Annotated in this window: 24 protein-coding genes; 23 read left to right on the plus strand and 1 reads right to left on the minus strand. The window is 50.3% G+C overall.

Going from position 1 to position 26185, the window contains the following annotated elements:
* Positions 1 to 3 precede the first annotated feature (3 nt).
* The 11 genes from SYN_RS04580 (at position 4) to SYN_RS04630 (ending at position 9670) form a co-directional block, all read left to right on the plus strand.
* Positions 4 to 1251, plus strand: a complete 1248-nt coding sequence (locus tag SYN_RS04580) for a two-component system sensor histidine kinase NtrB (protein ID WP_011416879.1) — start codon at positions 4 to 6, stop codon at positions 1249 to 1251.
* Positions 1248 to 2663, plus strand: coding sequence for a sigma-54-dependent transcriptional regulator (locus SYN_RS04585; protein ID WP_041585387.1), 1416 nt, complete (start codon positions 1248 to 1250; stop codon positions 2661 to 2663). The genes SYN_RS04580 and SYN_RS04585 overlap by 4 nt, the downstream gene beginning before the upstream one ends.
* A 66-nt stretch (positions 2664 to 2729) precedes the next feature.
* On the plus strand, positions 2730 to 3116 hold the full coding sequence (gene flgB, locus SYN_RS04590) for a flagellar basal body rod protein FlgB (RefSeq protein WP_011416881.1): 387 nt from the start codon (positions 2730 to 2732) through the stop codon (positions 3114 to 3116).
* A gap of 1 nt (position 3117) precedes the next feature.
* The gene (gene flgC, locus SYN_RS04595; RefSeq protein ID WP_011416882.1) at positions 3118 to 3549 is read left to right on the plus strand and encodes a flagellar basal body rod protein FlgC; all 432 of its coding nucleotides are present in this window, start codon (positions 3118 to 3120) and stop codon (positions 3547 to 3549) included.
* A 63-nt stretch (positions 3550 to 3612) separates the two neighbouring features.
* Positions 3613 to 3918, plus strand: a complete 306-nt coding sequence (fliE, locus tag SYN_RS04600; protein ID WP_011416883.1) for a flagellar hook-basal body complex protein FliE — start codon at positions 3613 to 3615, stop codon at positions 3916 to 3918.
* A gap of 46 nt (positions 3919 to 3964) precedes the next feature.
* A complete protein-coding gene (gene fliF, locus SYN_RS04605; protein WP_011416884.1) occupies positions 3965 to 5494 on the plus strand; it encodes a flagellar basal-body MS-ring/collar protein FliF in 1530 nt (509 codons plus the stop codon).
* Between the two features lie 71 nt (positions 5495 to 5565).
* A complete protein-coding gene (fliG, locus tag SYN_RS04610) occupies positions 5566 to 6570 on the plus strand; it encodes a flagellar motor switch protein FliG (protein WP_011416885.1) in 1005 nt (334 codons plus the stop codon).
* Positions 6557 to 7249 carry a FliH/SctL family protein gene (locus tag SYN_RS04615; RefSeq protein WP_158302922.1) on the plus strand — a complete coding sequence of 231 codons (693 nt, stop codon included), beginning with the start codon at positions 6557 to 6559 and terminating at the stop codon, positions 7247 to 7249. The genes fliG and SYN_RS04615 overlap by 14 nt, the downstream gene beginning before the upstream one ends.
* A gap of 33 nt (positions 7250 to 7282) precedes the next feature.
* Complete coding sequence (gene fliI, locus SYN_RS04620; protein WP_011416887.1) at positions 7283 to 8650, plus strand: flagellar protein export ATPase FliI; 1368 nt, start codon at positions 7283 to 7285, stop codon at positions 8648 to 8650.
* A complete protein-coding gene (gene fliJ / locus SYN_RS04625; RefSeq protein WP_011416888.1) occupies positions 8643 to 9083 on the plus strand; it encodes a flagellar export protein FliJ in 441 nt (146 codons plus the stop codon). The genes fliI and fliJ overlap by 8 nt, the downstream gene beginning before the upstream one ends.
* Positions 9080 to 9670, plus strand: a complete 591-nt coding sequence (locus tag SYN_RS04630; protein WP_011416889.1) for a MotE family protein — start codon at positions 9080 to 9082, stop codon at positions 9668 to 9670. Before fliJ ends, SYN_RS04630 begins: the two co-directional genes overlap by 4 nt.
* 57 nt (positions 9671 to 9727) lie before the next feature.
* On the opposite strand, the gene SYN_RS04635 is transcribed toward SYN_RS04630, so the two are convergent.
* On the minus strand, positions 9728 to 10636 hold the full coding sequence (locus SYN_RS04635; RefSeq protein ID WP_011416890.1) for a helix-turn-helix transcriptional regulator: 909 nt from the start codon (positions 10634 to 10636) through the stop codon (positions 9728 to 9730).
* Positions 10637 to 11027: 391 nt separating this feature from the next.
* Here SYN_RS04635 and SYN_RS04640 point away from each other — a divergent pair, with 391 nt between their 5' ends.
* The 12 genes from SYN_RS04640 (at position 11028) to SYN_RS15125 (ending at position 26092) form a co-directional block, all read left to right on the plus strand.
* On the plus strand, positions 11028 to 12107 hold the full coding sequence (locus tag SYN_RS04640; protein WP_041584723.1) for a lipid II:glycine glycyltransferase FemX: 1080 nt from the start codon (positions 11028 to 11030) through the stop codon (positions 12105 to 12107).
* 338 nt (positions 12108 to 12445) lie between these two features.
* The gene (locus tag SYN_RS04645; RefSeq protein ID WP_041584724.1) at positions 12446 to 12901 is read left to right on the plus strand and encodes a sigma factor-like helix-turn-helix DNA-binding protein; all 456 of its coding nucleotides are present in this window, start codon (positions 12446 to 12448) and stop codon (positions 12899 to 12901) included.
* Positions 12902 to 12907: 6 nt separating this feature from the next.
* On the plus strand, positions 12908 to 13783 hold the full coding sequence (locus SYN_RS04650; protein ID WP_011416892.1) for a YitT family protein: 876 nt from the start codon (positions 12908 to 12910) through the stop codon (positions 13781 to 13783).
* Positions 13784 to 13979: 196 nt separating this feature from the next.
* Positions 13980 to 16229, plus strand: a complete 2250-nt coding sequence (locus SYN_RS04655) for a CHASE2 domain-containing protein (protein WP_011416893.1) — start codon at positions 13980 to 13982, stop codon at positions 16227 to 16229.
* Between the two features lie 24 nt (positions 16230 to 16253).
* Positions 16254 to 18230, plus strand: coding sequence for an alanine racemase (gene alr / locus SYN_RS15120; protein ID WP_049749900.1), 1977 nt, complete (start codon positions 16254 to 16256; stop codon positions 18228 to 18230).
* Positions 18231 to 18338: 108 nt separating this feature from the next.
* Entirely contained in the window at positions 18339 to 19394 is a 1056-nt protein-coding gene (locus SYN_RS04665) for a D-alanine--D-alanine ligase family protein (protein WP_041584726.1), read from the plus strand.
* A gap of 397 nt (positions 19395 to 19791) precedes the next feature.
* On the plus strand, positions 19792 to 20568 hold the full coding sequence (locus SYN_RS04670; RefSeq protein ID WP_041584727.1) for a hypothetical protein: 777 nt from the start codon (positions 19792 to 19794) through the stop codon (positions 20566 to 20568).
* 155 nt (positions 20569 to 20723) lie between these two features.
* On the plus strand, positions 20724 to 21791 hold the full coding sequence (locus tag SYN_RS04675; RefSeq protein ID WP_011416898.1) for a D-alanine--D-alanine ligase family protein: 1068 nt from the start codon (positions 20724 to 20726) through the stop codon (positions 21789 to 21791).
* Positions 21792 to 21797: 6 nt separating this feature from the next.
* The gene (locus SYN_RS04680) at positions 21798 to 22577 is read left to right on the plus strand and encodes an MlaE family ABC transporter permease (protein WP_011416899.1); all 780 of its coding nucleotides are present in this window, start codon (positions 21798 to 21800) and stop codon (positions 22575 to 22577) included.
* Between the two features lie 36 nt (positions 22578 to 22613).
* Positions 22614 to 23360 (plus strand): ABC transporter ATP-binding protein, encoded by a 747-nt coding sequence (locus SYN_RS04685; RefSeq protein ID WP_011416900.1) that lies wholly within the window; start codon positions 22614 to 22616, stop codon positions 23358 to 23360.
* 90 nt (positions 23361 to 23450) lie between these two features.
* Complete coding sequence (locus SYN_RS04690) at positions 23451 to 24932, plus strand: MlaD family protein (protein ID WP_011416901.1); 1482 nt, start codon at positions 23451 to 23453, stop codon at positions 24930 to 24932.
* 254 nt (positions 24933 to 25186) lie between these two features.
* Entirely contained in the window at positions 25187 to 26092 is a 906-nt protein-coding gene (locus tag SYN_RS15125) for a DUF4384 domain-containing protein (protein WP_049749901.1), read from the plus strand.
* The last annotated feature ends 93 nt before the right edge of the window (positions 26093 to 26185 follow it).

Consider the following 26185-nt stretch of genomic DNA (forward strand, 5'->3'; position numbering starts at 1 on the left):
AGCATGAATGACATTGCATCGTTACAGAAATCTTTCGAAGGGTTCAATCAGGCGACTTTGCATATTCAGCAGGCTTTTGCGAGTCTGGAGAAGAAATTTGACAGCCTGAATCTTGAACTGGAAGAAAAGAACCGGGAGTTGTTGAGAACGCTTTCCGAGAAGGAGGAAATGAAGAGTTACCTTCAGAATATTCTCGAAAGTTTGACGAACGGAGTCATTGTGACCAATCCGGAGGATGAAATTCAGGTGTTCAATTCCGCCTCGGAATTATTTTCAGGCAAGCCACAGGATGAAGCTGTCGGGAGGCACATCCGGATTTTATTTGAAGATATGCCTTCAAATGACTGGATGGACATTTTTTTGAACAAAAATTTCCGGAAGGGGAGGGTTTCCCGCCTGATTTATAAGAATCGGGTTCTTGAAATTACGTCATCGTTTATTTCGTCGGGAGGTAAAATTCTCGGAACGGTTTTCGTTCTCCGGGACGTCACCCGCATTGAAAAACTGGAAAGCATGGCAAAAAGATCCGAAAAATTTACCGCTTTGGGGGAAATGGCGGCGAATATCGCTCATGAAATTAGAAATCCCCTGGGAAGCATTGAACTGTACGCATCCCTTTTGATGAAGGAATCGAAGAACGATAGAGATCAGAACAGAATTTCCCGGATTATCTCATCCGTCAAGAAAATGGATAATAAAATATCCAACCTTCTTCTCTTCACGAAAAACCGAAAACTGATCTTAAAACGGATTTCATTACACCATTTTTTGAACGAGATCCTCGGGTCATGCGAACCGCTGATTGACCAGGAGAAGATATTCATTAATACAACTTACGCAGATTATGAACCGTGGATCGAGGGTGATGCGGAAATGCTGAAGCAAGTCTTTTTCAACCTGATCCTCAACGCGTTGCAGTCTCTGGATCCTGAGGGAGGGACTATCGATTTTGAGACAATCTGTCCTCACTCAGGGCAGGATATGGAAACGGATGAATCTTATATTGAGGTTAAAATCAGAGATTCGGGAATCGGAATTCCCAGGGAATATTTAAACCGGATCTTTGATCCCTTTTTTACGACTAAGGAAGAGGAATCGGGATTGGGACTGACGATTGTTCACAATATTATCGAAATGCACCGCGGGGTAATCCATGTGGAAAGCGTCGAACAGGAGGGAACTGTTTTTCACGTTCTCCTCCCGTTGATCAGCGAACAAGGCACAATGAAGACGAAGGTAGGATGGAAATGAAAGAAGCGCGCATACTGGTCGTGGATGATGACACGTCAATGAGAATGGCACTCTGCGAAACTCTGGAAAGCTGTGGCTACTGCATTGAAACAGCTTCCAATGGGCTTGAGGCGTTGAAGAAGTTCAGAAAAGGCGCCTTCGAAGCCGTAATCACCGATATGCGGATGCCCGGGATGGGTGGTATGGAGGTCTTGAAAACCATCAAAAAGATCTCGCCGGAAAGTCCCGTGATTCTGATAACCGCTTATGGAACCGTAAACACTGCTGTCGAAGCCATGAAGGAGGGGGCTTCTGACTTCATCATGAAGCCCTTTTCCCTGGAAGACATCGAATTCGTCGTCAAAAACGTTATGGCGACATACGAAGAGAAAGAATTCAGGGAAAGCAAACCTGTCGAAAAGATGACTTTTACGGATAGAGAGATCATAACGGAAGACGAAAAAATTCTGGGCATTCTCGAATTTCTGAAAACGGTGGCACAGAGCAAATCCAGCGTCCTGATTCAGGGCGAAAGTGGAACAGGCAAGGAACTTTTTGCCCGTTATCTCTATCTCCACAGCAGCAGGAGGCATATGCCTTTCGTGGCGATCAACTGCGCCGCGATTCCCGACAATCTTCTCGAGAGTGAAATGTTCGGGTTTGAAAAAGGGGCTTTTACCGGAGCAATTCAGAGGAAAGTAGGGAAATTCGAACTCGCGAACGGCGGAACGCTGCTTCTTGATGAAGTGACAGAAATGACTCCACATTTGCAGGCAAAACTTTTACGGGTAATTCAGGAAAAAGAAATCGATCGGCTGGGTGGAAAAATGCCATTGCCTGTGGATGTGAGAATTATCGCCACGACAAATGCCGATGTTCGGAAATGTATTGAAGAGAAGACTTTTCGCGAAGATCTTTATTATCGGCTCAATGTCATTCCCCTTAAAATTCCACCCCTGCGGGAACGAAAAGGCGATGTTGAGCTTCTGGGTTCTTACTTTTTGAAAAAGTACAGTAATCTTAATGAAAAACCGCTGCCGGTTTTTGCAAATGGAACCCTGAAACGGTTGAATGCCTATGACTGGCCCGGCAATGTAAGAGAACTTGAAAACGTGATTGAAAGGGCGGTCCTTGTCTGCGGCGGGAATGTGGTCTTGCCGGAGCATCTTTATCTGGAAGACCAGGGTTCCGTCAGCCCGGCAGCAGAGGAAAAAACATCCTGTTCCCTTGAAGAAGTTTCCACAGATATTTCCGGGATTGATCTGTCCCGGGGCATGACGATCTGGGAAATGGAAAAGGAACTGATCTTCAGTACTCTGGACAAAGTCAAGGGAAACAAAACCAGAGCATCGGAAATACTGGGGATCAGTGTCAGAACCATGCGCAACAAACTGCAGGAATATCAGATGAAGGCCTCTCTGACATCGGAATAGGTTATCTCCCGATACTGCTTCTTAAGTGGTATGTGCTTTGCTTGAATTCCTTCGGAGGGAGCTGGGATGGACTTTCTGTTCAGTAAAACAATTGGTATACTATCAGGCATGCTGGGATTCCGGTCTCAAAGAAACAAAATCATTCTGTCCAATATTGCCAACATGGATTCACCTGATTACAAGCCGAAAGATTATGTCTTCAAAAGGGATTTGAGCAGAGCCGTCGCTGACAGGGGGCAGCTCACGCTCTTAAAAACAGACGGAAAACATCTGCCCGCCGACCTGAATGAAATTTCGGATGATGATTTCGAGGTGGTTGAGACTGGCAAAAATGTCAATATGGATACGGAAATGACTCATCTTGCCGAAAATCATCTCAGGTACAACCTGACGGTTGAAATGCTTGCTCGCAAATTCAAGGGATTGAACACCGTATTGAAGGAGACGAAATAATATGGATTTTCTCACGTCTTTTCGCATATGCAGCTCAGGGTTTGCTGCTCAAAGGGCAAAAATGGATGTTATTGCCAGCAATCTGGCCAATGTCAGTACCACCAGCACTCCTGAAGGAGGACCGTATAAGCGTAAGGTGGCGATTTTTTCATCGGAAAACGTGAAGCAAAAATTCCGTTTCGGCGACAGACTTCGAGATGCGATCAGGGAAGTGGCCCTTAAGGAAGTAGTCGAAGACGGGGAGACCGTCAGGAAAGTCTACGATCCTTCCCATCCGGATGCGGATCAACAGGGCAACGTGGCGATGCCGAATGTAAACGTCATGATGGAAATGACCGACATGATTACTGCCAGCAGGGCCTACGAGGCTTGCGTCACTGCTTTTGATGCTACAAAAAACATGGCGTTGAAGACGCTGGATATCGGGAAATAGTTCCATCACAGGGAAAGAATCCGATTCGTCAATCAGATCGGAGATTATTGAAGAGGTGAGATAATGAAAGACTTATCAATTCAGGACAGATTCCATCTTCCATCCGCCTTTCCGGAACAGAAGGTTGAAATAGAGCCGGCTGAAGGAAAGGTGTCTTTCAGTGACGTTCTTCGCAATACCATCCAGGATATCAATAAGCTTCAGAGCGATGCCGATGAGGCGATATCCGGAGTGCAGGTGCATGATACAGGCAGCATTCATGAGGCCATGATCGCCCTGGAGAAAGCGAGCATTTCCTTCCAGACCATGATGCAGGTCAGAAATAAAATCATTGATGCTTATCAGGAAGTCATGAGAATGCAGGTATAATAAAAATGAGAGATTCGGTATTCTTTCAGCGTAAGCGTTTTTCCCCATGAATTCCTTCCTGCGGTTTTATGAAAACCTCCGGCAAAGCTTTGTGGAATTGCCGCCGGCAAGAAAGTGGTCTCTTCTGTTTGTGGCAGGCATGACTTTGTCCGTTTTAGCGGCAATGGTGTATTTCGCAAACCGTCCTGAATACAAAGTCCTTTTTTCCCATCTGTCCAGTGAAGACGCCTCCTCGATTCTGGCGAAGCTTCAGGAGAAAAAAATTTCCTATGAAATCAACTCTGCGGGAGACACAATTTTCGTGCCTGCTGAAAAAGTTTCGGAACTTCGGCTGGAGCTTGCCGGATCGGGTCTCCCTCAGGGTGGCGGGGTGGGTTTTGAGATCTTCGATCAGAAAACCCTGGGGGCAACCGAATTCGAACAGCAACTGAACTACAGGCGTGCGCTTCAGGGTGAACTGGGCCGAACGATCAAGGGATTGGAGGAAATAGAATCCAGTCGGGTCCATATTGCCTTGCCAAGGGAATCCCTGTTTGTCAGTGAAGAGAAAAAACCGACGGCTTCTGTCACGCTGAAGTTGAAGCCGGGCCGGTCGCTGAGTTCATCGCAGATCGAAGGGATCGCTCACCTGGTTGCCAGCAGTGTGGAAGGACTGAATGCCGGGGATGTCATTATTGTCGATAATAAAGGCAATATTTTATCCAAACTGAAAGGCGAATCAGGCCTTTCAGGGTTATCCGGTTCGCAGATTGAATTCCAGCGGAACCTTGAAAAAGATACGGCTGCCAGGATCCAATCTCTTCTGGAAAATGTCGTCGGTCAGGGCAAGGCCGTGGTACGGGTGGCTGCTGACCTGGATTTTCGAATGACTGAAAAAACGGAAGAATCCTATGATCCGGAATCCCCGGTCGTCAGGAGTACCCAGAAACAGTCTGAAAAATCCGCAACCCCGGGAAAAGCCGATCAGAGCACGGGCCAGGAAAAACTGGATGAAATCATCAATTACGAGATCAACAAAACGGTCAGTAAAACGGTCATGCCCGTCGGCGAGATCAGGAAGCTTTCCATCGCTGTTCTCGTTGATGGTACATATGTCAAGGATAAGCAGGGAAAAGAAATTTATCAGCCCCGATCCAAGAAGGAAATTGAATCCATCGAAGAGCTTGTACGAACCTCCGCTGGTTTCAGCACCGCCCGGGGTGATCAAGTAACGGTTACGAACATGCCCTTCAAAAAACTTGATACGGAAGACATGACAGGTGGGAATGGCTGGTTCGGGGAAAATATATCGACCTATTTCCCTCTGATTAAATATTTGCTCCTTCTGGTCGTCGTTGTCCTTGTCTTCTTTTTTGTTATCCGTCCTCTGATCAGGGGAATAACCGGGCAGGTCACTGAAAAGGTCATGGAAAAAGAGGCTCTTCCAGAGGATATTATTGAATTGACGGGAGAAACTCAATCCCTGGACCTGCTGTCTGTAAAGGAACGGGAATTGACGGAAATTGAAGTTGTGAAGAAAATGGCCGTTGAAGATTCCAAATCTTTTGCCGAGCTGCTGCGTAACTGGTTAAAGTAACATCTATGGTTATTGCAGATTAACTGCTGTACGATGGGGCAATGAACTGATCTGTTTCTTTAAGGTGCTTTATGGCAAGTCTTACAAACGAAGAAAAGGCCGCGATTCTCCTTTTGTCGCTGGAGGAGGAAACAGCCTCTGAAGTGATGAAACATCTTAAGCCTTCGGAAATCAGACGGCTGGGGAAATACATGAGCCGCGTCAGTACGATTTCATCAGAAACGATCAATTCCATTTCCAGAGAATTCTGTTTTCTCGCCAGAGAGCGGGGAAGACTCATTTCCATAAGTGAAGATGTGACCAAGAACATTGTCATAAAAGCTGTCGGAGAAACAGAAGCGGAAAGTATTCTGAGTGAAGTTGAAAGTATCCGTACCGATGACAATCCAATCACCGATAAACTTCGGGATGTGGACCCGAAGATTCTTATGGATTTTACAAAATCAGAGCATCCTCAGACGATTGCCTTGATCCTTGCCCATTTGAAACCTGAAAAATCCGCTCAAATTCTGGAAAGCTTCACCCCGGAAATGCAATTCGAGATTACCAGGCGAATGGCCACTTTGAAAAGCGTCCCTCAGGAATACATTGATGAAGTGGCACGGACACTGGAAAAAGAGATCGTTGCAGGCGCGACGACCGGAGCCGATATCGGCGGCATTCGCATGATGGCAGATATCCTGAACAGAATGAACAGGGCCAGTGAAAACGCGATTCTCACCGCTCTGGAAGACATGGATCCGGAACTGGCCGCGGGTATCCGCAATCTGATGTTTACCTTCGATGATGTCCTTCAGCTTGATGATCGGGGACTGCAGGAGGTGCTTCGGGAAATCAGCAGTGAAGACATTGGCAAAGCCCTGAAACTGGTTGATGAGGGAATGAGAGAGAAGGTTTATCGCAACATGTCCAAGAGAGGGGCGGAGATGCTGAAGGAGGAACTCGATTTGATGCCTCCGATAAGGATATCCGAAGCGGAAGAAAGCCAGAGAAAGATTGTAGAAATCGCCAAGAAGATGGAAGCCGAAGGCCGGGTTGTTCTCAAGAGGGGAGATGAACAGGATGAATATATATAAACAGAGCAGAATCATCAAGTCACAGGATGTTTTTTTTGTTTCCAGTGTAGCGAACAATCGCTCGGATTTCATACCATTCACATTGAATGAGAAGCAGGAGCATCAGCATCCTGATGAAACAGAAAAAAGTCTTGAAATGGAAAAGAAACTTCAGGAAATGGAGATGAAGATAAAGGCAGCGGGAAAAGAAGGCTATGAGGAGGGATTCGCAGAGGGGTTCAAACAAGGTTCAGAAGCATCAAAACACAAAAAAGTTGCAGTCATGAATACCCTGCACGCGTTGGTGGAAGAGGTCGGTTCCTTCAAGCAAAAAACGCTCCAGTCTTCGGAGAAACAAATGCTTGAGCTCTGTATCTCCATTGCAGAAAAAATTATTCATCAGGAAGTTTCGACGGACAGAGGCGTGATCATCAGTGTGTTGAAGGCCGCATTTCAAAAAATTACGGAAAGAGAAAATATCAAAATCAGGCTGCACCCCAATGATTATCAATATTTGGTTGAAATAAAGAGTGATTTTATTAATGGCATGAACGGTGTCCGGAATGTTTTCTTTGAAGAGGACAGAAGTATTCCCCAGGGCGGCGCGATTCTGGAAACGTCTTCAGGTAAAGTGGATGCCCGCATCAGTGAACAACTCCAGGAAGTCAAAGCCGGTCTACTGAGCCTCCATGCCTCATAGGCATACTTCCGCCGAGAAAGAATCTCTCAGAAAATGCAGACGGACATACATCAATCAGCTCCCCGGAATTCTTCTATCGATCTTTCACGATATCAACGGATTCTGAAAAAGATTCAGCCGATCAAAGTTTACGGCAGGGTGAGTGAAATTGTCGGACTCGTGGTCGAAGGTCAGGGACCGGCTGCTTCCATCGGGGAAATGTGTTCTCTCCTGCCTCATGATAGCAAACCCGTTTTTGCCGAAGTGGTGGGGTTTAAGAAGGGCAAGGTGATTCTGATGCCTCTTGAAGAGGTTCAGGGGCTGGGACCAGGCTGCCCGATCAAATCACTGGGAAAAAAAGCGGCAGTGAAAGTGGGCGCGGGACTTCTGGGGCGTGTGATCGACGGCGTGGGGAATCCCATAGACAACAGGGGACCGATCGATACGGAAGAGGAGTATCCCCTGTATGCCGAGCCCATTAACCCCCTTGCGCGGGGACGCATTTCCGATCCTATTGATTTCGGAGTCAAGGTCCTCAACGGTCTGTTCAGTTGTGGCAAGGGGCAGCGGATGGGAATTTTCGCGGGATCAGGCGTCGGTAAAAGCGTCCTTATGGGAATGATTGCGCGGAACACGAGTGCCGATATCAATGTCATCGGCCTGATCGGCGAACGTGGGCGGGAAGTCCGGGAATTTCTGGAGAAAAACCTGGGAAAAGAGGGACTTGCCCGATCCGTGGTCGTGGTGGCGGCGTCGGATATGCACCCTTTGATAAGAATGAGGGCGGCTCATGTGGCGACGACCGTATCGGAATATTTCCGGGATCAGGGGCGGGACGTCCTGCTTATGGTTGATTCGCTGACCCGCTTTGCCATGGCCCAGAGGGAAATTGGACTTTCCGTGGGAGAGCCTCCGACAACGAAAGGCTATACACCTTCTGTTTTCAGTCTTCTGCCGAAACTTCTGGAAAGGGCAGGCAAGGTTGAAGGCAGAGGGAGCATCACCGGTTTATATACCATCCTGGTCGAAGGCGATGATTTCAACGAACCCATTTCTGATGCCGCAAGATCGATCCTGGACGGTCACCTTTACCTGTCGCGGGAACTGGCCGCCAAAAACCATTATCCTGCCGTGGATGTTCTCAACAGCATCAGCAGGGTCATGATCGACATCGTCAGTGAGAAGCACAGAAATATGGCGAATCGAATTCTGAGTATCATTGCAGCCCATAAAAAAGCTGAGGAATTGATCAATATCGGTGCCTATGTTCATGGAAGCAATGCGGAGATCGATTATGCTATTCGAATGATCGACAAGGTCAATGATTTTCTGAGGCAGGATATTCATGAACGATTCGATGCCGAACAGACGGCGGGGATGATGGCAGCGTTCTTTTCAGAGGAGATGATGGATCATGTTTAAGTTTCGCCTGCAGACGGTTTTGGAATATCGAAAGATTCTGGAGGAGAAGATGCTGATCCGTTTCTCCGAATCGGCAAGGCGTCTTGACGAGGAAAAAAGGAAGCTTGAGTTGCTCGAGCAGGAAAAATTAAACCTGATCGGCATTTTGAAGGGCCTGCAGGAAAATGTCACACCGGTAAGGAACATTACGGTGATGGTCAACTATATCGGAGAATTGCAGGTTAGAGCGTGTCGTCAGCGGGAGATTATCCACGAAGTATCGGTGGAACTGGAAACGAAACGAAAGGATCTCCTGCAATCCGTCCAGAAGAGAAAGATTGTGGAAATATTGAGAGAAAAAAACCTGGAGGCTTATCATTCTCATCTTGCTGAGCAGGATCGTAAACTCATGGATGAAATGGGAATCACTCGATTCGATGGAGCGAAGTCATGAAAAAAGTATTTTATGTTTTTCAAGTCTTTATCCTGATGATCTTTATCGTAAAAATAATGTCTCTTTGCGGTTTGATCCAATTCCTGGAAACTCCCCGGCACTCTTTTTTTTCCGAAAACCGCGCCATGGCGGAGTCACCGCGTCAGGCCCCGGCGGTTAAAGACGTCTTGGACGATGAGCTGGCTCAGCCGAGAAGCTTGTTGAATGCGCTACAGAACCGGCAAAAGGAACTGGATGAGAGAGAAAATTCTCTTCGGGTGGAAGAACAGAAATTGTTGTCATTAAAGAAGGAGATTACCGAGAAAATAGATCTTCTCCTCCGTCTTGAACAGAAGCTCGACACAGCCATTGGTGCGGATAAGGAGGCCGATGCAAAGCGATACAGGGACCTGGCCAAGGTTTATGAAGCAACACCCCCGGCAAAGGCGGGAGCCATGATGGAAAGGCTGGATTTAAAAACAGCGGCAGGAATCAGCATGCATATGAAGCGTGAAAAGGCAGGGGCAATATGGGGATACTTATCTCCGCAAAAAGTCGTGGACATCACGAAAGAGATCACAATGAACTCTCAGAAAGCTTCGGAATAATTCACTTCATGAGTAAAGAAATCTGCTGCTCAAGCGTTTCTGTTGGAAATCTCAATGTCAAACACATGGGGGTGGGCTGGATGTGTCCTGTGCCGGGAGCGATTGCAGGTAAGTCGTCAAATTAATTTGCTGATTTGCAATTTTCAGTTTCCGGCGAATGTGTTCACGGTGACGACTTATCGTTGCCGCGGAGACACCGCGCAACCTGGCTATTTCTTTGGTCCGTAATCCATTCCGGATCATATTGCAGATATCAACCTCCGTTGGGGTCAAGGCACGATAATGATTAAATATCCGGCTTGTAAAGGGAGATGTGATTTCTTCAAGGTTAGTCATCAACATATCCAGGTATTTTTGCTTGCTTTTCTCTATGCCGGGTGTCAACGCGTGGATGACCGGCATGACGACCTTCTCTATATTCAAATGAAAGTTTTCATAAATACGCTTTTTTTCACTTTCGATGTTGGAAAGAACCGCTCGTAATGCCGCATTTGCTTCCTCCAGCGCTTTTCTTTCCAGCAAGAGCTGCCTGTTGTTTTCCTGTAATTCCTTCTCGGCCATAATTCGGAGGGCAATTTCACCTATACGCTGGGCTATTCCCTCCAATAGCGCGCTTTCTTCCTTAAGGAACGGACCCTCATCCGTTTTCGGGGGGTCTTCCATATAAATAATCGTCACTTCACCTACTGCTTCACCATTTATTCGGATTCGCGCTGATTGTCGCCATTCCGTCCATCCGAATTTCCTGCTGTCAAATATCTCACCCTTAAAGATGATCTGTGCGCATGCAAATTCTGTATATTTCCAGGAAAGTGGAAGAAAATCTACAAGATGCATCAGAAAATCTTCCATGGAATCATGGTGCCGCTCCGCCAGACGCGCCATCCCATACAAACAATTCAATTCTTTGATGCGTTCTTGCAAGGCGATTTCGATGTCTTCTTTTTTCCCTGTCATGATCACCATTTTTGTTTAATTTTCGAATCAATCCATTTATTACCTATTATCTATAGGCAAATATAGTGCATTATATTCGTATTTACAATACGAATTTCGTCAATTAGACTTCTTTTTGGGAAAAAACGTAATGCACCTCATGTCGGATCCAGTCAGTGGCATGAAATTGTGGGAAGCCGAGCTTCTTAAAGCACGTAAGATGCCGATAGATGGGGACGATATTGAGAAAGAATTTAATGGAAGGAGAAGACGGGTGACACGGGAAACCGGTTACACCAGACGCTCCTTCCATTTTGCCGCTTTGGTTGGTTAGGGACCGTTGTTTCGTTACGAATGATACGAGATGATAGTTGGGCCCTAAGCTTCCAGACAAAGTCATGATGCAGGCAGGTTGATACAAGTGAATGTAGACATAAAACCCAAAAAGATACACGCATTGTTTCCCACGGACATTTTTTTTCAAACTACCTACTGGGGGCGGGTCAAGTCCCATCTCGGCTGGAAACCCGTTGCATTTGATTTCAACTCGTCGACGGGGCTGCAGGGCGACGTGATGGTCCTGATCAAAACCCTCAAACATGATTTTGCCGCAGCCTATGTTCCCCAAGGACCTGAATTGGGACCTGATCCGGAGAAGTATGGCCTTTTTCTCGAATCATTGTCACAGGAACTGACCAAATACATGGATTCGACTGTGGCCTTCATCCGTTATGACCTTCCCTGGGTATCACCGTATGCCATTGACGCTACGGATGGACGAACCTGGCCAGGTCACCCCGCTCCGGAATTACGGGAATTACGCATGAATATCGGCACCCGTACCTGGCCTCTTCGGAAAGCGCCGATCGATCTGACCGTTGCCGATGCATTGGTTATTGATCTCGTTCGCGCCGAAGAGGCCATCTTTAAAGATATTAAGCCAAAGACCAGATACAATATCCGCCTTGCACAGAGTAAGGGAATCTCCGTGTTTAACGCTTCTGTGGAAATGCTGCCGTTGTTCTACAAACTTTATCTGCAGACGGCCAAACGTAATGGTTTTCTGCCGGGTTCTTACCGTCATTTTTCGGCACTCTTTTCCCCTGTTGATCACAATCCCGGATCATCTGAGGTCCTTTTTCTCCTCGCCGCCAGGGGGCAGGACGTCTTGGCCGGGGCAATTATTGCCATTTCCGGACGACAGGCGATCTATCTGTACGGAGCATCTTCCAATGAACAACGCAACCAGATGGGATCTTACGCTCTGCACTGGGAGGCCATCAAGTTGGCCCGGCAAAAGGGATGCCTGACTTATGATATGGGTTCAGTATCTCCTGTTTCAGATCCAGGTCACCCGTTTTACGGTATGTATCGCTTCAAAACCGGTTTTGGCGGAAAAATAGTCCATCGCAACGGCACTTGGGATTATCCTGTCAACAGGCGCGGATATAGAGCCTTCCGCAATTATGAGACGTCGTTCAATATGACAATTCCCAAATGACACACACGACAAGAATTAGGCACACCAGAAAAAGATATTGAATATGAGCCGCTTATCCATAATGAAGTCAGTCTGTCAGTCCGCGCGATGCAGGCACCTGCATATATATTCCACTTTACCCGCTAAAAAGCGGGGTTCGTCAACTGATACTTCATATGTCACAAAAGTGGAGATGAAACGTGGATCAGTTTTTCAGATAAGAACCAGCAGGAGCAGGGCAAAGCCGGTTTAACGAAAAGCTGAACATCAGATGTCACAAAACATATTGAAGATTCCTCCAGTTCTTGCGCGTTTCCTGAAATCTGGAGTCTATCGAGCAAAGAAAGGTGGATTGCTGTTTGATCGAGGCTATGAAGAAGAAATACGATTTGAACCCGCATTATAAATATAAATGCAGGAAAAAGGGAGTATTGTTCACCGAAATCTGTCATGATAACACCTGCGCGTGGTTTTTGATGAACGAATCATTTTTGAATTGTACTTGGGTCGCATGTAATTTTGGTCCTTTCACTCTTGAAGAAATAGGTTCCATGATGGGCATAACCCGTGAAAGAGTAAGACAAATTGAAGCCAAAGCGCTGAAAAGGCTTCAACATGTCAAAAGGAGGGAAAAACTGCGTGACTTTTCGGACGAAGGTGATAGGAATTTTAAATATGCATCATCCCCTTTAGGAGGAGAAAAGAGTTATGGCCATCCAAAAAAGCAGGGAAGGATTTGCGTGTGCGAGCCTGGCTTTTCCCGACAGCACGTTGGGGAACCATTCCTGCGGTGGGCTATCGGGAGACGGGGATGAAAAAAGATGAAGGTCCGTGCCGGATGGAGAGGGTGGCCGGTACTTAAAAATATCAGTTGGAACCTGGGGCTGCTGCTTACAGGGAGTCTTCTATGCGCTGCAGCGGTCAACGGAATACTGATCCGGCAGCATTTCTTCAGCGGCGGCGTGGCGGGACTGGCAATCATGATCCATTATCTTATCCCGTTTCTCTCCGTAGCCTTTCTCTATGCTCTGGCGAATGTGCCGCTTTTTTTGACCGGCTGGTTCGTTATCGGCCGCCGGTTTTTTCTGTACAGCGTTGTGGGGACGCTGTTATTGATAGCAGCCATTGCCCTGGTTGATGTCGACATACCTGTCCATGACAAGCTCCTTGCCGCGCTCCTGGCCGGATTGATCCAGGGCGTGGGCTCCGGGATCATATTGAAATCGCTGGGGTCATCGGGCGGGACCGACATCCTGGCCGTGATCTTTTTCCAGCGCTTTTCCGTCCAGCTGGGGACAACCAAACTGATCTTCAATCTGATGATTCTGGTTGCCGCGGCGCTTCTGTTTTCTCTGGAGGATGCCCTCTATACATTGATATACCTCTATATCGCCACACGGATTATCGATCTGGTCGTGACGGGGCTGAATCAACGTAAGGCATTCTTTATCATATCCCCCCTTGGTGAAACCATTTCCTGCCGGATCCTCAATGAGATCAACAGGGGCGTGACCATCCTGCACGGCAAAGGAGCCTATTCTGAGCAGGAGCAGCAGATTCTCTACACAGTCATCAATCTTCGGGAAATGGCGCCCCTCAAAGAGATCGTTCGCAACGTGGATCCGGACGCCGTCGTCGTTGTCTCCGACACCACCGAGGTGATGGGGCGCCGTATCGGCAACCAGATCCGCTGGTGAGGGCATCATATCCAGCCCGGAGCCGGCCCGGCGTTTTATAGCAGCACATCAGCCTCTCCTCCTTATTCCCCTTTCTTCATTGTCGAACGCAGACCGGCACAAGGCGGTCCGCTGGAATTAATCGGCAGCCGGCCTTGACATTATGGGGATGTTTGATATTATCCTGCCACTTTTATCCAGATGAGGGATGGCGTGGATGAGTGACCGCTGGAAGGCGCTGTTTACAGTATCGCCGATAAAAATCTCGCTCTTTGTAATCCTGCTTTCATTGACCCTTTTTTTTATGGATGTCAGATTCCTGCGCTTCATGGAATTGAAGGCTCTGGATCTGAGGATGCTTTCACGGGGGGCGGTTCCCTCCTGCGGCAAGGTGGTCATTGCCGTCATCGACGAGAAGAGCTTGAGCGAACTGGGCCGCTGGCCATGGCCGAGAACGACGATTGCCCGGCTTGTGGATGCCCTGAGGGGCTATGGAGCCAAAGCAATCGGTTTCGATATTGTGTTTGCGGAATCTGAAAATAACGCCGGCCTCAAAGATCTGGAACGGATCAAAAGGGAATTGGACCAAGCCGGCGTGAATGCCCTGAAACTGAACGAAATTTTTTCCGGGAAAAAGAATCCTGATGATCCGGACGCCCAACTGGCTGCATCCATCCGGCGGGCGCAGAATGTCACCCTAGGGTACTTTTTCCATACGTCCTCGAAGGATGTCAGTCACCTGAGTGAAAGGGAAATTGCTGCGAAAGCCGAAAACATCAGTAGCTCCCGCTACTCGATGGTCAAGTCCCAGGGGATGCCTGATGAGGCGGCGTTTGTGCATGCCTACGGCGTCGCCTCCAACCTGCCGGAACTGTCGGAGGCAGCGGAAAACAGTGGCTATTTCAATGCCTTTCCTGACATTGACGGTTCAATCCGCTGGTCACCTCTCCTTATCAAATTCCAGGATAACTATTATTCTTCTCTTGCCCTGTCTCTGTTACTCCAATACCTGGACTGGCCGATGCTCAGCGTCAACATGGCCGAGTTCGGCGTGGAAAGCATCCGGATCGATGATCTGCGTATTCCCACGGATGAATCGGGGAGGCTCCTGATCAATTATCTGGGGCCGGCGAAGACATTTCCCCACTATTCGATTGGAGACATTATTTCCGGACGCCTTGCTCCTGAACTGTTCAAAGACAAAATCGTGATTGTCGGGGCGACTGCCACGGGGATCTACGACCTGCGGGTGACGCCCTTCGGCGCCGTCTACCCCGGGGTTGAAATCCATGCAACGGTTATTGACAACATCCTGCGCCGGAACTTTCTTGTCCAGTCCGGATGGACTTCTTTCCTGGACGCGTGCTTCATCATCCTGCTTGGACTGCTCATGGGAACAGTTATCCCCCGTCTGAAGGCTTTGCAGGGGGTTCTCGTCGGCCTGATCATCCTGGAGACATTCATCGGGGCAAATGTTGTGATCTTCACCCGATACAAGATCTGGTTCAATCTGGTCTATCCCGTCATGACCATTCTCCTCGTTTACCTTGGCATTACGGTGTACCGCTATGTCACCGAGGAAAGGGAAAAGAAGAAGGTGCGGGGTGCTTTTCAGCGTTACCTGAATGAATCCGTTGTTAACGAGATCCTTAAGGATCCCGCCAAATTAAAGCTCGGCGGCGATAAAAAGAATCTGACGGTCCTCTTTTCCGACATCCGGGGATTTACGACCATTTCCGAAGTTCTGCCGCCGGAAGCTCTGGTCCGTCTGCTCAACGAATACCTGACGGCGATGACGGAAATCGTCTTCAAATATGATGGACTGCTTGACAAATACATCGGCGACGCCGTCATGGCTGTTTTCGGGGCGCCCCTTGAACAACCGGACCATGCGTTGCGAGCCTGCAATACAGCCCTGGATATGATGAACCGGTTGAAGGAGTTGCAGAAAAAATGGGAAGCCGATGGATGGCCTCTGGTCGATATCGGCATCGGAGTGAACTCGGGCGATATGGTAGCGGGCAATATGGGGTCGGAAATGCGTTTTGACTATACGGTCATGGGCGACAGTGTCAATCTGGGGTCGCGGCTGGAAGGGATCAACAAGGAATACGGGACCAATATCGTGATCAGTCAGTTTACCCATGAGGCTGTCCGGGATGTACTGTGCTGCCGTGAACTGGATTCGGTCCGCGTCAAGGGAAAGAAGCAGCCGATCAAGATTTATGAGCTCCTGGGCCGCAGGGAAGACGAAAATTCCTGGGGGGAACTGATCCGCCGGTTTCACATGGCGTTGGAGCATTACAAAGCGGCCCGCTGGGATGAAGCCGTTGCCGCCTTCCAGAGCGTTCTGGCCATTCGGCCCGATGATTTCCCCTCTCTGCTTTATATTCAACGGTGTGAGACCCTCCGCGTTTGTCCGCCGGAAGCGGTCTGGGACGGCGTCTTCACGATGACGTCAAAATAAAATTTGAGCGGGGTTATGACACAATTGAAAGAACAAGCATACCGAAGCTGGGTTGAAGTCGATCTGGACAGTTTTACCTGGAACTGGGCGGAACTGAGACGGCTTGTCGGTCCGGCGGTCCGGGTGCTTCAGGTGGTCAAGGCGGATGCCTACGGCCACGGCGCCATCGAGATCTCCCATACGGCACTGAAAAACGGCGCCGCCTGCCTCGGGGTAGCCAATGCCGACGAAGGCGTACAGCTTCGGGTCAGCGGGATCACCGCGCCGATCATTATCCTCAGTCCTTCCACAGGCGGGGAGATTCGGGAGATCATTAAGTATGGATTGACCCCGTCTCTGTCCGATCTTCTTTTTGCTTCGGAATTTCAGCGGCATCTGGCAAGGGCGGGCGTTACGTCTCCCGTTCATATCGAAATCGATACAGGTATGGGGCGGGGCGGCATGCTTTGTGAGGAAGCCCCTGCGATCATTCGGAATATATTTGGCCTTCCGAACATCGCAGTCGAGGGGATTTTTACTCACCTGGCCTCCAGCGAGGTTTGTGTCGATTACAATGAACAGCAATGGAGCCTGTTTCGGGAACTGACCGACAGGCTGAACGCAATGGGAATCTCCATTCCGATCAAGCACATGGCCAACAGCGGGGCGATTCTCAATTATCCCCGGTTTCATCTGGACATGGTGCGTCCCGGCCTGATGTCTTACGGGATCCACCCGGCTCCTTCCACGGAGGACAGAGCGGATCTGCGGCCGGTCATGAGTTTCAAGACCCGGGTCGTTCTCCTCAAGGAGTTTCCTGCGGGAGCAAGCATCGGGTACAACCGGACCTACGTTACGGAACGGCCTTCGCGGATTGCGACGCTTCCTGTCGGCTATGGAGACGGTTATGGCGTGATTCTGTCCAATCAGGGGGAGGTGCTGATCCGGGGAAGGCGGGCGCCTGTTGTCGGCCGGATTTCCATGGACATGACCACGGTGGATGTAAGCGCGATTCCTGACTGCCATATTGGCGATGAAGTGGTCCTTATGGGGCGGCAGGGAGAAGAAGTCATTTCTGCCAATGATATCGCCGTCCGGGTCCGGACCATCAGCTATGATATTCTCTGCGCCCTGGGAAAGCGGGCTCCCCGGATTTTTCTGCAGAAAGGGAAGACTGATGCTGTCGAGCCGCGTCTGAGAAGGATTTTTATTCCCCATGAGGAGCGGTCACGGGCAAGGATCGACGGGATGATCCGCCAGTGTTTTCAGGTTCGGGCGCGCAGCGAGGAATTGGGGGACGCCATTTTCTACGAAATGTTCGAGGCGCTCTTCGGCAAGGATGACCGGCAACTGGAATTGCGCTCGAATTTCCGGTATGAAATTGCCGTTTCAGAACCTGCCGGAGAAGAGGCACCGGAGAGGGAAGGGGATTCCGATGATTTCCGGGTGACAACCCGGATTGAATATACCAAGGTTTTCCGAAATCCTGTCTTCCTGATCGGCTGTGCGGGTAACAGCGAGCAACTGTCCTCGTTTTTTGAAGATCCGCTTTGTGAATACCGATGGCTTCTTCAGGATGGCCATTTCCCCGTGCGTGACCGGGACTTCCGGGTGCAGCGGGTACGGATCGATTCGGAGGACGTTCCGGTGATCCGCACGGAAAATACGGGGCGCGGCTATGAAGTCTGGTGCGGCGGCGAGTATCTGCGGGAAAAGCTGAGCCGGCAGGTCCGGGTGGAACTGGAGATCGTCACCCGCACGGCGCGAAGCAGGCGCTTTTTTTCCGTTTACCTTGTTTATCCTACGAGAGGACTGGACATCACATTCTGCTATGAAGGAACGCCGATTGCCTCCGTCCGGGAGGTCAGTTTTTTTGCCGGCAGGCAACCTTATCCGGAAATTACCAGGGAAACCGGGCGCTCCATTCATCTCCGGATAAGGGATGATGAATGGGTCTTCCCCAACAGCGGTGTGACCTTTCTGTGGGACGATGCGGGATCTGAACGCGTCAAAGGGCAATGAACAAAATGATGGTCCGTGCGAAACGCGGAGAAATAACAGGAAAAAATAATTTTTTAATGAGCGGGATTGGCAGTCTGATTCCCGGGAGATGAAAAGAGGGCGGTATTGATGGGCAGATTGAAAGTAGGAATTATTCTGGGAGGCATGTCTTCCGAACGGGAGGTTTCCCTGAACAGCGGGCGGAACGTTTACGATAACCTCGATGCGGAATTTTACGAGGGAGTGCCGGTGTTTATGGATGCCCAGGGGGGGCTGTGGATTCTGCCCTGGCATCTCATTTCGCAGAATACAACCAGGGATATCACGGAGCGGCTGAAAGGGGAGGCGCGGCGGATCGCATATGAAGATTTAAAGAAGGAAATTGATTTCGCCTTTATTTCCCTGCATGGCAAATACGGGGATGACGGGTGCATTCAGGGCCTGCTGGAGCTTCTGCGGATTCCCTATACCGGACCGGGGGTGATGGCTTCGGCCTTGGGAATGGATAAGCATCTGCAGCAGAAAATCCTGCGGGCGGCCGGTGTCGCCGTACCCGAAAGTCTTCTCGTCAGGGAAGAAGAATGGCGGCAGGACAGCCAGATCGTCAAGGACAGGGTGAAAGAATTTCCTGGCTATCCCTGTTTTACCAAACCGATCCGTGAAGGATCGAGTGTCGGGGTGACCGTGGTGCGCGATGAAGCTGATCTGGAAAGAGGGATGGAGGATGCCTTGAAGTGGGACCGGGCCGTGCTTGTCGAGGAATACTTGGAGGGCAGGGAGTTCTCCTGCATTGTCCTCGAGGAAGAGGGTCAATTCCATCCCCTGGAGTTGACGGAAATTCATCCTCAAAGTGAATTTTTTACTTATGATGACAAATATATGCCCGGGCGTTGCCGGAAATTCACCCCTCCGAAAACGATTCCGCCCGACGTAACGGAACAGATCAAAGCGGAGGTGATCCGGGCCTTCAAAGCCCTGGGGTTCCGCTCCTACGGCCGCATCGACGGGTTCATCCTGAATGACGGACGGATACTCATTACCGATCCCAATTCTTCTTCAGGAATGGCGCCTTCTTCATTCTTCTTTGAGCAGGCTGCCTGCGCCGGGATGCTGCCTTCCATGATCATCACGACACTCATCGAAAACGCGATTCGAATCCATGAGGCCAAGCAGGGACCGCTGTGATTCATTTCGGATACGGGATGACATTCAAGCGGCAGGAACAGGCGATCGGGCATCTACGGGGCGGACGTCAGAAATCAATAACGGAGTTGGTGTGACGCACTTTTACAGGGAAGAAGGACAGGTTTGTTCTCTCCCGCAGAACTTGGAGTTCAGCCTGGCGTCGGGTAATGCCCTGAAACATCTTTACAAAATGGGGAAATCTCATTATAGGACAGGCCCGCCAAATAAACAGGCAGGAAGGTTGCCGGAATCGCAGAAACACGCTTTGCAGGACTGCCGAACTTGTCGAAATGACGGATTGCTGCCAGTGCCGGGAGTTATATATAAAGTTTCCCGACGGCGGATGGACGGGTATCATGGGTGCAGTTAAAAAACTTCGGTGAATGTGGAGGCTGGTATGGGGAAGGCTTTGAATGCGGGTTTGGGGTTTTTACTGGGGTTGATTTTAATTTTTTCGGCGACGGGATCGGGCCATGCTCTTGAACTGGGGGCGAGGGCCTATTACTGGTTTCCTTCCATTAATGCCGATATGAGAGCGGATGAAGACGGCAGCAGGGGGACGGAATTAGACCTGGAGGATGATCTCGGGATGGGGGACGAGAATTATCCCTCCGTGGAAATCTACGGTGGCGTCGGGAGGCATCACCTCAGTTTGATGTACACCCCAATCGACTATTCCGGATCGGCGATTCTGAATCAGGATATCCGGTTCGAAGGTAAAGCATATTCCCGGGGAACAGCCGTGGATGCCGACCTGGAAGCCTGGATGCTGGATCTGGAATACCAGGTTGATCTCATCAATCTGGAAAACTTTCTGGCCGGATTTTCCCTTGGGGCCATTGGAAAAGTGAAATATCTCGATGGCGAAGCCAGACTGAATTCCGACGCCGTGGGAGAAACGAAGGAAACCTTTTCCCTGCCCATTCCCATGGTCGGCGCGGGCGCCCATATCGGACTTCTGGCCAATATCCTCGAAGCGCGGGCTAAAGTGACCGGCATCGGCTATTCCGGAAATGTTTTCTATGAGGCCATGGCCGATATTTCATGGACTCCTTTTCCGTTTCTTGATCTCCATTGCGGGTACAGGCATCTCAAGATCGATGTCGATGAAGATGATTTTTATCTGAATTCGTCTTTCTCCGGACCCTTCCTGGCGTTGAGTGTCGGTTTTTAGACAGCGGTCAACAATTCTCAGGAGGTGCTCCTGAATGCTTATGCCGATGACGCGAGAATGCGGGCAGGACGGATCAGTTTTTTGGATTGTTCCAGAAATTAAAGGGAATGTTTTTAACCTTTTTGTCAGAAATTTAAATAAGGAGCAGGCTATCCTTGGAAAGTCAAAATGAGACAAAATTGCGCGTAGGCATCATCATGGCCGGGTTGTCCTCTGAAAAAGAGGTGTCCCTGGAGAGTGGGCGGAATATCTTCAGCAAGATTGACCGCCGGAAGTACAGCCCCATCCCCATCTTCATGGACAGCGATGCCGCCCTGTGGGAAATACCCCTCAAGCTGCTGATGAGAAACTGCACCCGTGATGTCGAAGAGGATCTCGCCGAAGAGGCCGTGCGGGTTCCTTATGAAGAGCTCAAAACCCGGGTTGATCTCGTTTTTCTTGCTCTGCACGGCAAGTATGGCGAGGATGGCTGCATGCAGGGGTTGCTGGAGCTTTTGAAAATCCCCTATACAGGCTCCGGCGTTCTTGCCTCTGCGCTGGGAATGGATAAGCTTGCCAGCCGGCGGGTCCTGGAGATCAACGGAATCGATGTTCCCCGGACGGTCCCGGTTTTCCGCGGCGCATGGAAACCGGAGGAGGAGAATGCCCTTTTTGAGCGGATCGAACAGGAAATCGGTTTTCCCTGCGTCGTCAAACCCTCTCGGGAAGGATGCAGCACGGGCGTGAAGAAGGTAATGTCCCGGGCAGGGCTTTCCGATGCCCTCAACGGTGCTTTTCTCTGGGATTGCACGGCCCTGGTGGAGGAATTCATCGACGGCATGGAAGTGACCTGCGGCATTCTGGGCGGCAATCCGCCAACGGCTTTGACCCCGTCGGAAACCATCGCCACATCTGATGTGCTTTCGCTGGAGGATAAATTTCTCTATGGTCAGGGGGAAAACAAGACCCCGGCCCGCCTTCCCGGGGAAACCCTGATGAAGATTCAGGAGGTGGCCGTAAAGGCCTTTGAAGCCCTTGATCTGAAGGGTTACGCCCGGATCGATATGTTTGTCACATCCGCCGGCCGGGTTCTAGTGCTCGAACCCAACACCCAGCCGGGAATGACGCCGTCCACCGTTCTCTTCCATCAGGCCGCCGCATCGGGAATAACCCAGACCGGACTGGTTGACCGAATTCTGGAGGCGGCTCTTTCCGTTCACGCCGGCAAAAAAGGACCGCTGTAAAAGTTTATGGGAATCCTCACGGCTTTCGCCGATTCTCTGGGAAGGAGAATCCTGCACGGGGTTGAGGAAATGGGCAGGATTATCCTTCTTTTTCTTTCTGTTGTCGCTTGGACGTTTCGCCCCCCCCTTCGCCTCCGACTCATATTCAAACAGATGGAATTTGTCGGCGTGAAGTCGATTTTTGTTGTCGTACTTACAGGGGCCTTTACCGGCATGGTCATGGCCCTTCAGGGATATCACGGCTTCAAGATGTTCAGCGCGGAGAGTCTGGTCGGGGCCACCGTTGCCCTGGGGATGACCCGGGAGCTCGGACCGGTGCTTACGTCCCTGATGGTCACCGCCCGGGCGGGTTCCGCCATGGCGGCCGAACTGGGAACCATGCGAGTGACGGAACAGATCGATGCTCTTTACGTCATGGCGGCGAATCCGATTCAGCACCTCATCGTGCCAAGAATGATCGCCTCGATCCTGATGCTGCCTCTGCTAACTGTTGTTTCTGATTTTGTAGGGATTTTAGGCGGCTATTTTGTAGGGGTCAGCGTACTTAACATCAATGAAGGGGTTTTTGTAAAGAACATCACCAGAATCGTCGAACTGGGAGACATCTACAACGGCTTGATCAAGGCAGCCTGCTTCGGTCTGATCCTCTCGCTCATAGGCTGTTACAAAGGGTTTCATGCCCGGGGAGGGGCTGAAGGCGTCGGCCGGGCGACCACGGAAGCCGTTGTGCTTTCGTCGATCAGCATCCTGGTCGGCGACTATTTCCTGACCGCCATCATGTTTTAGCCGGTTCTCGGAAATACATGAATATTCTAAATTTCTATGATTAAATTGATTGATGTATGCAAATCCTTCGGGACGCAGCGGGTCCTTGACGAGCTCAATCTGAAGATCAAAGCCGGAAGGACGACGGTGATCATAGGACGCAGCGGGGGAGGCAAAAGCGTGCTTCTCAAACACATTATCGGTCTTCTGAAGCCGGACAGCGGTCGGATTCTGGTAGATGGAGACGATATCGCCGGGATGAGCGACAGGGACCTCAATGAGATTCGTAAGAGATTCGGCATGCTTTTTCAGGAGGCGGCTCTCTTTGATTCCATGACAGTTGGGGAAAACGTGGCCTTTCCCCTTCGGGAACATACCCGTCTTAAGGAAGAAGAAATCCACGAGATCGTAGCAGACCGGCTGGGGGCCGTAGGCCTTTCGGGAATCGAGGGGAAAATGCCGTCGGAACTGAGCGGCGGTATGAGAAAACGGGTTGGGCTGGCCAGGGCGATAGCGCTTCGGCCGGAGATCGTCCTTTTCGATGAGCCGACCACCGGCCTCGATCCTGTGATGGCGGAGGCGGTCAATCAGCTCATTGTGGAAACCCAGAAGAAATTCAATCTCACCTGCGTGGTGATCAGCCACGACGTGGAATCTATTTTCAGGATCGCCCACCGGATTGCCATGCTTTACGAAGGGCGCATTATCGAAGAGGGAACGCCGGAAGAAATCCGGGCGTCCCGCAATCCGGTGCTGAAGCAATTTCTTGCAGGCCGCATCGAAGGACCAATCCAGATTCTCTGATTCCAGCCGGCAGGGCGGGCCGCGAAATCATATGGATCGGAGTGAAGTGTTATTATTTTTAATACACCTGCGCGCAGGCTGGAGGTTGGAATGACCGCCATAAGTTCGGAGGCAAAAGTCGGGTTGTTTGTTCTCGTGGGGCTGATTATCCTGGGATACATGTCTTTTCGGGTTGGGCAGCAGGGGTTTGGTCTGAAAAAGGGTTATCGGGTGGAGGTCGCCTTTGACAACGTCTCCGGTCTCGAAAAAGATGCCTCCGTTCAGATTGCCGGGGTTGAAATGGGCAGGGTCGAGTCCATCCGCCTGAAGGACGGTAAGGCTATGGTGACCCTGCGCATCAATCCCGATGTAAAACTGGAGCGGGACGTGATGGCGTCGATCAAAACGCACGGCGTTCTGGGGGATAAATATATCGAGCTTTCTCCGGGGACGAAAGGCGAGGGGTATATCGCGCCGGGGGGACAGATAGCCGTTGCCGAACGGGCGGCGGATATTGACCGCCTCCTTCAGCAGTTCGCCCTTATCGCCGATGACGTCAAAGCCGTGAGCGGAGCGCTGAGCAAGGTGCTAGGCGGCCAGGCAGGGGAAGAATCCATCGGGGCCATCATCGAGAATACCCGGCAGTTGACTTGCAATTTGAACAAGGTCGTCCTGAACAACGAGGAAAACCTGCGCACCATGCTGGAAAATACCCGTGAACTGACGGGAAATCTCAACTCGATGGTGACTCGAAACGATGAAAACGTGACGCAGATGATCGAGAGTCTCAAATCGGCTTCCCGGGAAATGGAAAAGACCTTCGCCGCCCTGAGCGATATTTCCGAGGGCATGAAAAGAGGCGAAGGGACGATGGGTCAACTCCTGACAGATAAGACCATGGCCGAGAAACTCAATCGAACCATGACCTCGCTGGAAAGTGTGGCCGAAAAGATCGACCAGGGCAAAGGGACCATCGGAAAACTGGTTAACGAACAGGAAACCGTCGACAATCTGAATGAGAGCCTGGGCGGAATCAACCGCTATGTCAATAAAGCGGAGCAGTTCCGCACATTCCTCAGCTATCGGGGGGAATATCTATTTGACAAGAGCGATGCGAAGAGCTATCTGGATGTCCGCATCCAGCCCAGACACGACCGTTTTTACGTCCTTGGCCTTGTCAATGATCCCCGGGGGAGGCGCACCGTCAAGGATACCACTGTCAACGGCGTTACGACCCGCACGGAGGAATGGGACAAGAGCGAACTGCTCTTTAATGCCCAGCTCGGCAAGCGGTTCCGCAACGTGGTGCTGCGTGGGGGTCTTTTCGAGTCGACGGGTGGTGTCGGGATCGATTATCTGACCCTGAACGACAACCTCAAACTCACTTTCGAAGCCTTCGATTTTTCCGATGACCGGGATGCCCATCTCAAGGGTTATGCGGAATACCGGTTGTTCAAGCATCTCTATCTGACTGCGGGGTGGGATGACTTCATCAGCGATGAGGGGAATCGTTCTCCCTTCGCAGGATTGGCCATCCGATTTGAAGATGATGATCTCAAATATCTGCTGACCTCGACCCCTATTCCCCGCTAGCCCCAAAATGGGTTTTCTGTTTCGTTGAAGACAACGTTGCTGACGGGCAGAGGATTCCAGTGAATACAACCAGCGGAAAGTGCGCCATACGGATATCCGGTTGCAATCAGAAGACTGATAAGGCGGGAAAGTGACTGAATGTCGGGAACCGCGGACTGAGCCTGAAAACGGCAATCTGGCATGAAAATCTCATACACGATTTGCTCAAGTTGGTCACAGATCTTAAGAGAGATTATTCTCAGACGGAGGTTTTCATGAAAAAGAAAGTGATGTCCGGAATGCAGATTTTCATCCTCTTCCTGCTGTTCTCTATAACTCTCCCATTAAACGCCGGTGCCGCGGATCGCACTGTCATTGACATTTCCGACGAGGTACGCCGCTCTCTCATCGTCTGCGCGGAGGGCTCTGCCCCTTCAGCGACGGATAAATCGTCTCTGGAAAAATGGCGGACGCAGGCCCTGAAGGAAGCGAAGACGGCTGTTCTGGCCAAAGCCAGGACGTTCCTGAATGAAAAAAAGAAACAGAATCGAGATTTTGATTATCGTCTGACGGGTACTGCGATCCGGATCTTGAACAAAAAAGAAATGGCGCAATGGAGTAAGGGGAACCGCGGGATTTGGATTGAAGCGGAAGTTCCTTACACCCCGAAGACTTTTCCGGCCGATGATTGTTCCCAGCCGACCCTTGAGCGGCATTCCGGGGAAATGCTGGACGTGCGACTCTGGACTGATCCGGGGCTGCTTCGGGACGGCAAGGCAGTCACCGTGTATTTCAGGAGCAATCGTGATTTTTATGGCCGCATTATTCGTATCGGCAGCCGGGGGGAAGTGGAACAACTGCTTCCCAACATCTACCGGCAGACTTCTTTATTCAAAGCAGGGGTTGTCTATCGGATCCCTGATGAGGGCGACCGCTTTAAACTCAACAGAACCCAGTCTTCGGGAAGTGAACGCTGGGTGATCTATGCCACCCCGGTTTCCATGGGGCAGATCAACATGAAGATCATTGCCGGCGGCCGATACCAGTACCGGGGAAAACTGAAGTCCTTCGAACGCAGTGTCCGTTGCGGCCTCTGTCAGCCGGATGGCGGGGTGGTTGAGTTTTATGAAGCAGTCTGGAACATGCAGGCTCGGGAGGTAGATGCGCCGAAAACAAAATAAACAGGATATGAACATAGTCATATTGACAAGACGAAAATCATGTTTATAATTCCATTAAATTTTCAGGACGCCTGAAGGAGTGGAAGGGATATC

Origin of the sequence: Syntrophus aciditrophicus SB (assembly GCF_000013405.1) — a bacterium.
Taxonomy (GTDB): Bacteria; Desulfobacterota; Syntrophia; order Syntrophales; family Syntrophaceae; genus Syntrophus; species Syntrophus aciditrophicus.